This window comes from Streptomyces sp. PU-14G (genome assembly GCF_041028275.1).
In the GTDB taxonomy this organism is placed as follows: domain Bacteria; phylum Actinomycetota; class Actinomycetes; order Streptomycetales; family Streptomycetaceae; genus Streptomyces.
Map to the genome: position 1 here is coordinate 1 of NZ_JASKYT010000371.1, position 7574 is coordinate 7574.

Annotated in this window: 6 protein-coding genes and 1 pseudogene; 5 read left to right on the top strand and 2 right to left on the bottom strand. The window is 72.8% G+C overall.

Annotated features, from left to right (window positions below; genetic code table 11):
* Positions 1 to 86: 86 nt before the first annotated feature.
* The gene (locus AB8Z75_RS29055; protein ID WP_369207140.1) at positions 87 to 656 is read left to right on the top strand and encodes a transglycosylase SLT domain-containing protein; all 570 of its coding nucleotides are present in this window, start codon (positions 87 to 89) and stop codon (positions 654 to 656) included.
* A 324-nt stretch (positions 657 to 980) separates the two neighbouring features.
* Here the strand turns inward: AB8Z75_RS29055 and AB8Z75_RS29060 are convergent.
* Positions 981 to 1214, bottom strand: a pseudogene (locus AB8Z75_RS29060) (type B 50S ribosomal protein L31); the annotation flags it as partial.
* A gap of 186 nt (positions 1215 to 1400) precedes the next feature.
* Here AB8Z75_RS29060 and AB8Z75_RS29065 point away from each other — a divergent pair.
* The 4 genes from AB8Z75_RS29065 to AB8Z75_RS29080 all read left to right on the top strand — a co-directional run bounded on the left by AB8Z75_RS29065 (position 1401) and on the right by AB8Z75_RS29080 (position 6562).
* On the top strand, positions 1401 to 2534 hold the full coding sequence (locus AB8Z75_RS29065; protein ID WP_369207142.1) for a hypothetical protein: 1134 nt from the start codon (positions 1401 to 1403) through the stop codon (positions 2532 to 2534).
* 107 nt (positions 2535 to 2641) lie between these two features.
* Complete coding sequence (locus AB8Z75_RS29070) at positions 2642 to 3820, top strand: MFS transporter (protein WP_369207150.1); 1179 nt, start codon at positions 2642 to 2644, stop codon at positions 3818 to 3820.
* 193 nt (positions 3821 to 4013) lie between these two features.
* Positions 4014 to 5588, top strand: coding sequence for a sialate:H+ symport family MFS transporter (locus tag AB8Z75_RS29075; RefSeq protein ID WP_369207144.1), 1575 nt, complete (start codon positions 4014 to 4016; stop codon positions 5586 to 5588).
* Positions 5588 to 6562 carry a dihydrodipicolinate synthase family protein gene (locus tag AB8Z75_RS29080; RefSeq protein ID WP_369207146.1) on the top strand — a complete coding sequence of 325 codons (975 nt, stop codon included), beginning with the start codon at positions 5588 to 5590 and terminating at the stop codon, positions 6560 to 6562. Before AB8Z75_RS29075 ends, AB8Z75_RS29080 begins: the two co-directional genes overlap by 1 nt.
* 62 nt (positions 6563 to 6624) lie before the next feature.
* On the opposite strand, the gene AB8Z75_RS29085 is transcribed toward AB8Z75_RS29080, so the two are convergent.
* A complete protein-coding gene (locus AB8Z75_RS29085; protein WP_369207148.1) occupies positions 6625 to 7377 on the bottom strand; it encodes an SDR family NAD(P)-dependent oxidoreductase in 753 nt (250 codons plus the stop codon).
* Positions 7378 to 7574: the final 197 nt, after the last annotated feature.

Here is a 7574-nt window from a genome sequence, read left to right on the forward strand (position 1 = left end):
GGGTGGGGCCCAGGTCGCGACGAGAGCCGGGCACACCGCCCGGAGGCGCGGCCGGATGTGTCCCCCCTCGAAAGGCATCCGCTCGCATGCGTACTGCTCTGCGCACCACCAAGCTGACCACCGGCCTGACCGTCCTGGGTGCCGCCGGTATCGCCACCACCGCCCTGGGCGGCACCGCCCACGCCGCCACCGGGCCCGAGACCAAGCCCGCCACCCACGCCGCCGCCCAGGCCACCGACAAGGACGACAAGAAGACGGCCAAGGACGACAAGAAGGCCGACAAGGCCGACAAGGCCCGCGAGAAGAAGGACGAGGGCGAGGGCGGCAAGACCTACCCGGACAACCTGGACGGCTGGATCCGCGAGGCCAAGGCCATCATGGACAAGCACGACATCCCCGGCTCCTACGCGGGCATCAAGCGCAACATCATCCGCGAGTCCGCCGGCGACCCCAACGSGGTCAACAACTGGGACGTCAACGCCCAGAAGGGCACCCCCTCCAGGGGCCTGCTCCAGGTGATCCAGCCCACCTTCGACCAGTACCACGTCAAGGGCACCCCCGACAAGCTCACCGACCCCGTGGCCAACATCGTCGCCGCCTGCAACTACGCAGCCGACCGCTACGGCTCCATGGACAACGTCGACTCCGCCTACTGAGCAGAAGGCAACCCAGCCGACACACCCCACACACGCGCACCCACGCAGCGCATGCGACACCCCGAGCGGGTGGGAGGAACACCCTCCCACCCGCTCGTCGCGTGGGAACCCCGGCCCGGCCGGGCCCGTGGTGACGGCCGGTGGTCAGGGCAGTTGTTGCTCCAGTGCCCCCCGGCCCTCCGCCGCGATGCGTTCGCGGGCCCACTGGAGGTTCCCCTCGGTCAGGTCGCGGCCCGAGGCGAGGACGACGTCCTCGGGGGTGGGCTCGCCCTCGGGGGCCGAGTGGAGCAGGTCGTCGGGGGTGGTGCCGTCCGCCGCGGGCTCGTAGCGGCGGCGGAACTTGGCGATCTGGCCCTCGGAGTCCACGACGCGGGCCTTGCCGGTGTAGAACGGGTGGCTCTCGGAGGAGATCTCCACGTCGACGACCGGGTAGGTGTGTCCGTCGTCCCACTCGATCGTGGTGTCGCTGGTGGCCGTCGAACGCGTCAGGAACGCGTATCCGGCGGACTGGTCACGGAAGACCACCTGGTGGTAGTCGGGGTGAGCATCGGACTTCACAAGTCACTCCTTCCCCCGCGTACAGGGCGCCCTCTCCAGGCTACGACCGGCCGCCCACGGCGGCATCCTGCCAGGTGCGGCACGCCGCGTCCGCACGGTCCGCGTCTCCGCCCCGACGTGCACGGCGGCGGGGTGCGCGGGAGGCTGGAAGGTGCTGTCGTCGTCACCTGGGGAGCGAGGTCACGGATGCGCACCGACGATCTGACCAACGAGGTGCTGGCCGACCTGCGGCAGCCTCGGCCCTATCCCGCGGTCACCCTGGTGCTGCCCACCCACCGCACGAAGCCGGACAGCCTTCAGGACCCGGTCAGGTTGCGCAATCTGATCGCCGACGCGGGGCGACGGCTGGACGACGATCCGCAGGTGACCTCGCAGGTCCGTGCGGAGATCGTCAGGCAGCTCGAAGCGGCCGAGAAGGAGATCGACCTGGTGTACGCGCTCGACGCGCTGGTGCTCTTCGCGGCGCAGGGCGAGCATCAGTTCTGGCACCTGCCGCGGCGGGTGGACGCCGAACGCATCGTCGTCGACCACACCTTCCTCACCCGCAACCTGGTCGCGGCCAAGGCGCAGAACCGCCCGTACTGGGTGCTCACCTTCGCCGAGGATCTGGCCCGGCTGTGGAGCGGTTCGGGCGAACAGCTCACCGAGGAGCGGCGGTACGGCTTCCCCGTCGAGAACGCGACGGTCGAATCCGAGCGGGAGCGCGCCTCCCGCACCGGTGACTTCACCAGCGGCTACCGCGACGAGGCGGCGCTCCAGCACCTGCGCGACGTGGACGCGAGCCTGTCCAGGGCGCTCCAGGACGCGCCGCGGCCTCTCCTCCTGGCCGGCCTCCAGCACGGGCTCACCGCGCTGGCGGACGTGGGCACCCACGCGGCGCGCAGCGCTCTGGCGACCGTGCCCAAGGGCGGCCTCGCCAACGTGCGGGCCTCCGCCGTCCGCGAGGCCGTGGCGTCCGCGCGGGCCGAACTGCTGCGGGCGCGCGGCGACGAGGCCCTCGGCCGGCTCGGTGACGCGATCGGACGCAAGGAGTTCGTCGTGGGCATCGACGAGGCGTGGCGCGCGGCGCGGGAGGGCCGGCTGGCGCTGCTGGTCGTGGAGGAGCCCTACCGGCAGAAGGTCAGGATCGACGGTGATCATCTGGCGCCCGCGGCCGACGACGCGGTCAGCGACAGCACGGGCGAGGTGCACGACGACATCGTCGACGAGACCGTGGAGGCGGCGCTGGGCACCGAGGCGGAGGTGGTGTTCGTGCCCGACGGTGCGCTGGCCGAGCACGGGAGGATCGCGGGTGTGGTGCGCTACACCTGGGCAGGGTGACATGGCCCGGACCGGCAGAAGATCATTTAGGGTCGCCCGCTGTGCACAGTACTGAACATGACACAGGGACAGGGACAGGGACAGGGACGGGAACCCCGCGTGGCGCGCTGTGGTACGCGGCGGCGGCCTTCGTCTTCGCCGTCGGCATGGCGGGCACCACGCTGCCGACCCCGCTCTACGGCCTCTACCGGCAGGAGCTGGGCTTCGGCGAACTGATGGTGACCGTCGTCTTCGCCGTCTACGCGGTGGGGGTGATCGCCGCGCTGCTGGTCGCGGGCGACTACTCCGACAAACTCGGGCGGCGCCCGCTGCTGTTCGTGGCGCTCGGCCTGTCGGCGGCCAGCGCCGTCTGCTTCCTGCTGGAGGGCGGACTCCCGCTGCTGTTCGCCGGGCGGCTGCTGTCCGGCTTCGCCGCCGGGCTGTTCAGCGGCGCGGCGACGGCCGCGGTCCTGGAACTGGCGCCCGGCGGCAGCCGGGGCTTCGCGGCGACCGCCGCCAACATGGGCGGGCTCGGCTGCGGTCCGCTGCTCGCGGGCGTGCTCGCCCAGTACGCGCCCCACCCGCTGGTCCTGCCCTTCGTGGCGCATCTCGGCCTGCTGGCCGTCGCCTTCGTCCTCACTCTGGCGCTGCCCGAGACCGTACGGCGTCCTCACCCCCGGCCCGGCCTGCGACCGCGCGGCATGGCGGTGCCGCGGGAGGTGCGGCCGGTGTTCGTGCCCGCCGGGCTCGCCTGCTTCACCGGCTTCGCCGTCTTCGGCCTGTTCACCGCCGTCTCGCCCGGCTTCATGTCCGAGACGCTGCACCTGACCAACCTGGCCGCCTCCGGCGCGGTGGTCTTCTCCGTGTTCTGCGCGTCGCTGCTGGGTCAGGCGGCGGCGGGCCGGGTGAGTGTGGCGCTCGCCTTGCCGCTCGGCTGTCTGGGCCTCGTCGCGGGCATGGCGCAGGTGGGCGGCTCGCTGCTGGCGAGTTCGCTGCCGCTGCTGGTGACCGGCGCGGTGACCGGCGGTGTCGGGCAGGGGCTGGCGTTCCGTTCGGCCATGGCGGCGGTGAGTGCCCGTGCCCCCGAGGAGCACCGGGGCGGGACCATCTCGGCGCTGTTCGTCGTCGCCTACCTCGGCATCTCGCTGCCGGTCGTGGGGGTGGGCGCGCTGAGTACCGGCCTCGGGCTGCGGAACGCGGGGCTGGTCTTCGCCGGCTGTGTCGTCGCCCTGGCCTCCGCGGTCGGCGCTCACCTGTGGCGGACGCGCGGCGCCGACGCGGCGGGAGCGCCGGGAAGCAGCGGCTGAGGTCCCCCCCCTCGGGCCGTGCGTTCCCCCCTCTTCCCACTCCTTGCGGGGCGCCCCCGAGCCTTTCCGAGGCCTTCCCGGAGTCTTCTTCCCGGACCCTTGTCGGCCCGCGGCGGCGCGTGTAGCGTCCCGCCACGTCAGGACATCCCATGTCCTACCTCCGGGACTTCACGGACGAGGGGCGCGCTGCGCGATGGCGAGAGCGACGAGACGACCCACCGGGCCCACGGCCGGACTGACCCGCCAGGACGGCAAGACGCTCCTCGCCGCCTGGCTCGGCTATCTGATGGACGGCTTCGACTTCGTCCTGATCACCCTCGTACTGACCGAGGTCGCCGACGCCTTCGGACTGTCGACCGTCACCGCCGCCACCCTCGTGTCGGCCGCCTTCATCTCCCGCTGGTTCGGCGGGCTGGCGATCGGCGCGGTCGGTGACAGGTACGGACGCAAGCCGGCGATGATCCTGAGCATCCTCCTGTACTCCCTCGGCTCGCTGGCCTGCGGTCTGTCGTGGGGCTACTGGTCGATGTTCGCCGCCCGGCTGGTGCTCGGGCTCGGCATGGCGGGGGAGTACTCGGCCAGCGCGACCTACGTGATCGAGAGCTGGCCCGCGACCGCCCGCAACCGCGCCAGCGCGCTGCTCATCTCCGGCTACGCGGTCGGCTCCGTCATCGCGGGCCAGCTCTACCGCTTCGTGGTCCCCGCCTGGGGCTGGCGGGCCATGTTCTTCCTCGGCGTCGTCCCGATCGCCCTGGCGCTGTGGATGCGGCGCGGGCTGAAGGAGTCCGGCGACTGGGAGCGGACCCGCGGCGAGGAGCGAGCGGCGTCGGACGGCTCCGTGAGGCGGCGGGACTTCGTCACCGTCCTGTTCCGCAGCCGCTACGCCGCGCTGAACCTCGTGGCCACCGCGGTCGTCGCGCTGTCGCTCTTCCTCCTGTTCACCGAGCGGTCCGGCGGCTTCGGCTGGCCTCTCGCCGCCCTGGCCGTGGCGGGGTTCGTGCTGTTCACGGCGCAGTTCGCGCGCGCACGCACGCCCATGGTGGTGACGCTCATGGTCACCGTCTTCTGCGCCTTCCTCTATTCGTGGCCGATCCAGGCGCTGCTGCCGACCTACCTCAAGGACGACCTCGGCTTCTCCCCCTCCACGGTCAGCGACGTGCTCTTCTTCGCCGGGTTCGGCAACGTGGCCGGATGCCTGCTGGTCGGCTTCCTCGGCGACCGCTGGGGCACCCGGCGCACCTACGTCGCCGCACTGTGCGTGTCCCTCCTCTTCGTGCTGCCCGTCTTCGCCATGAGCAGCGAACAGACGGTGGGCCTCGCACTGCTGCTCTTCCTCCAGCAGATGTTCGCCCAGGGCATCTCCGGGCTGCTCCCGAAGCTGATCGGCGGCTACTTCGCGACGTCGGAGCGCGCCGCCGGACTCGGCTTCACCTACAACGTCGGCGCGCTCGGCGGCGCCGTGGCACCCGTCCTGGGTGCCACGCTGGCGGACGGACACAGCCTCGGCCCCTCGTTGGCCTGGCTCACCTTCTCCCTCACCCTGGTGGTGATCGTGCTGATCGCCGTCAACGCGCCGCTGCGCGTCCAGCGCCTGTGCGGTCACCGGAGCGCGGCCCCCGAGACCGACCTGACCGAAGACCGGGTCGGAGACCGGATCGGACAGCGGACCGAGCAGGGGGCTGGGCGGCAGGCCGAAAAGCGGGCCGGACAAGCGCCAGGAACCGCGCCCGGTAGCGGACCCCGGCACGGCGAGGAGAGACTGCCCTGATGAGCGACCGCCCCGCATCCGACCCCGTCCCGGCAGGCCGCGTCCTCACCGGCGGCGTCATCCCGCCCCTGTGCACCCCGCTGACCGAGGACCGCGAACTGGACGTCGCCTCCCTGGAGAGGCTGTGCGGCCACCTGCTGGAGGCCGGGGTCTCAGGACTGTTCGTCAACGGCTCGACGGGAGAACTCGCCTACCACACGGACGCGTTCCGTCTCGCGGCCCTGCGCGTCGTCCGCGGTGTCGCCGGCGGTTCCGTCCCCGTGCTCGCCGGCGCGGTCGACATGACCACCAACCGCGTCATCGCGCAGGCCCGCGCCGCGCGGGAAGCCGGCGCCGACGCCGTGGTGGCCACCGTCCCCTTCTATACGCCCACCCATCCCGACGAGATGGCCGACCACTTCCGTGCCGTCCACGCCGCCGTCGACCTGCCGCTGTGGGCCTACGACATCCCCGTCAACGTCCAGCGCAAGCTGCCCGCCGCCGTCACCGCCCGCCTGGCCGCGGACGGCGTGCTCGCCGGGCTCAAGGACAGCAGCGGCGACCTCGACGAGCTGCGCACCGTCCTCCGCCTCACCGAGGCGTCCGGCGCCCGCGCCCACGGCTTCACCGTCCTCACCGGCTCCGAGACGATGGCCGACACCGCCCTCGCGCTGGGCGCCGACGGTGTCGTACCCGGTCTCGGCAACGTCGACCCGCACGGCTACGTCGCCCTGTACGAGGCCGCCCGCCGGGGCGCCCTCCAGGACGCCGCCGTCCAGCAGGACCGCCTGCGCCGCCTCTTCGCCCTCACCCGCGTGGGCGACCCCGCCAGGATCGGCGCCTACTCCTCGGCCCTCGGTGCCTTCAAGGAGGCCTTGCGGCAGCGCGGCCTGCTCACCACGGCCCACACCCCCGCGCCGCTGCGCCCGTTGACCGGCCCGGAGCGCGCCGAGGTCTCCCGCCTGCTCGCCCAGGCGGGGCTGGGCCCGGTGTGAGACCGGCGCCGAGGTGAGACCGGCGCCGAGGTGCGAGGGCGCGGAGGTGCGCGGGCCGGGGCCTACTGGGCCGCGTAGCCGCCGTCGACCAGGTGGTAGCTGCCCTGGACGAAGGAGGCGTGGTCGGAGAGGAGGAAGGCGGTCACCTCCGCCACCTCCTCGGCCGTACCCAGGCGGCCCTGCGGGTGGAGGGAGATGAGGCGCTCGCGCATCGGGTTGTCGGTCTCCCGCAGCAGCGGAGTGTCGATGAAGCCGGGGCCGACCGCGTTGACCCGCACACCCTTGTCGGCGTATTCGAGCGCGGCGGTCTTGGTGAGACCGACGACCCCGTGCTTGGCGGCCACGTACGCGGGGCTGCCGGCGAACCCGTTCGTTCCCAGGATCGAGGCCATGTTGACGATGGCGCCACGGCCCGCCGCCGCCATGACCGGCAGCTGGTGCCGCAGCCCGTAGAAGACGCCGCTGAGGTTGGTGGCGATGACCCGGTCCCAGGCGGTGACCTCGTACTCGCCGGTCGGCATCGAGGGGCCGCCCACTCCGGCGTTGTTGACGGCCAGGTCGAGGGAGCCGAAGGTCTCGGTGGTGAACCGCACGGCGTCGCGGACGGAGCCGGGTTCTGTGACGTCCACGACGTAGGGTTCGGCCCGGATGCCTGCCGTCTCCAGCTCGCCGGCCGCCACCTGGGCGCCGTCCTCGTCGTAGTCGGCGACGACCACCGCGGCGCCGGCCTGCCCGAGCCGCCGGGCGACGGCCAGCCCGATGCCCGAGGCGGCGCCGGTGACCAGGGCCGCTCTGCCCTCGAATGCGCGGTCCATCGACCCACCTCCCGCTCGGTGTCCCCGTCGGACCCACGCTCCACCGGGGTGCAGGACCGCGCACCGCCGCCACGGTCGTTCGGGTGACGCCGCACGGGAGACCCCCCGACGGGCGCGGTCACCGCCCTCTCCCCGCGGGCCGCCGGGCCCGGACCTCGTACGGCGGGCCGCGGSSMGAGGGMGRKGRSGAGCGGCGG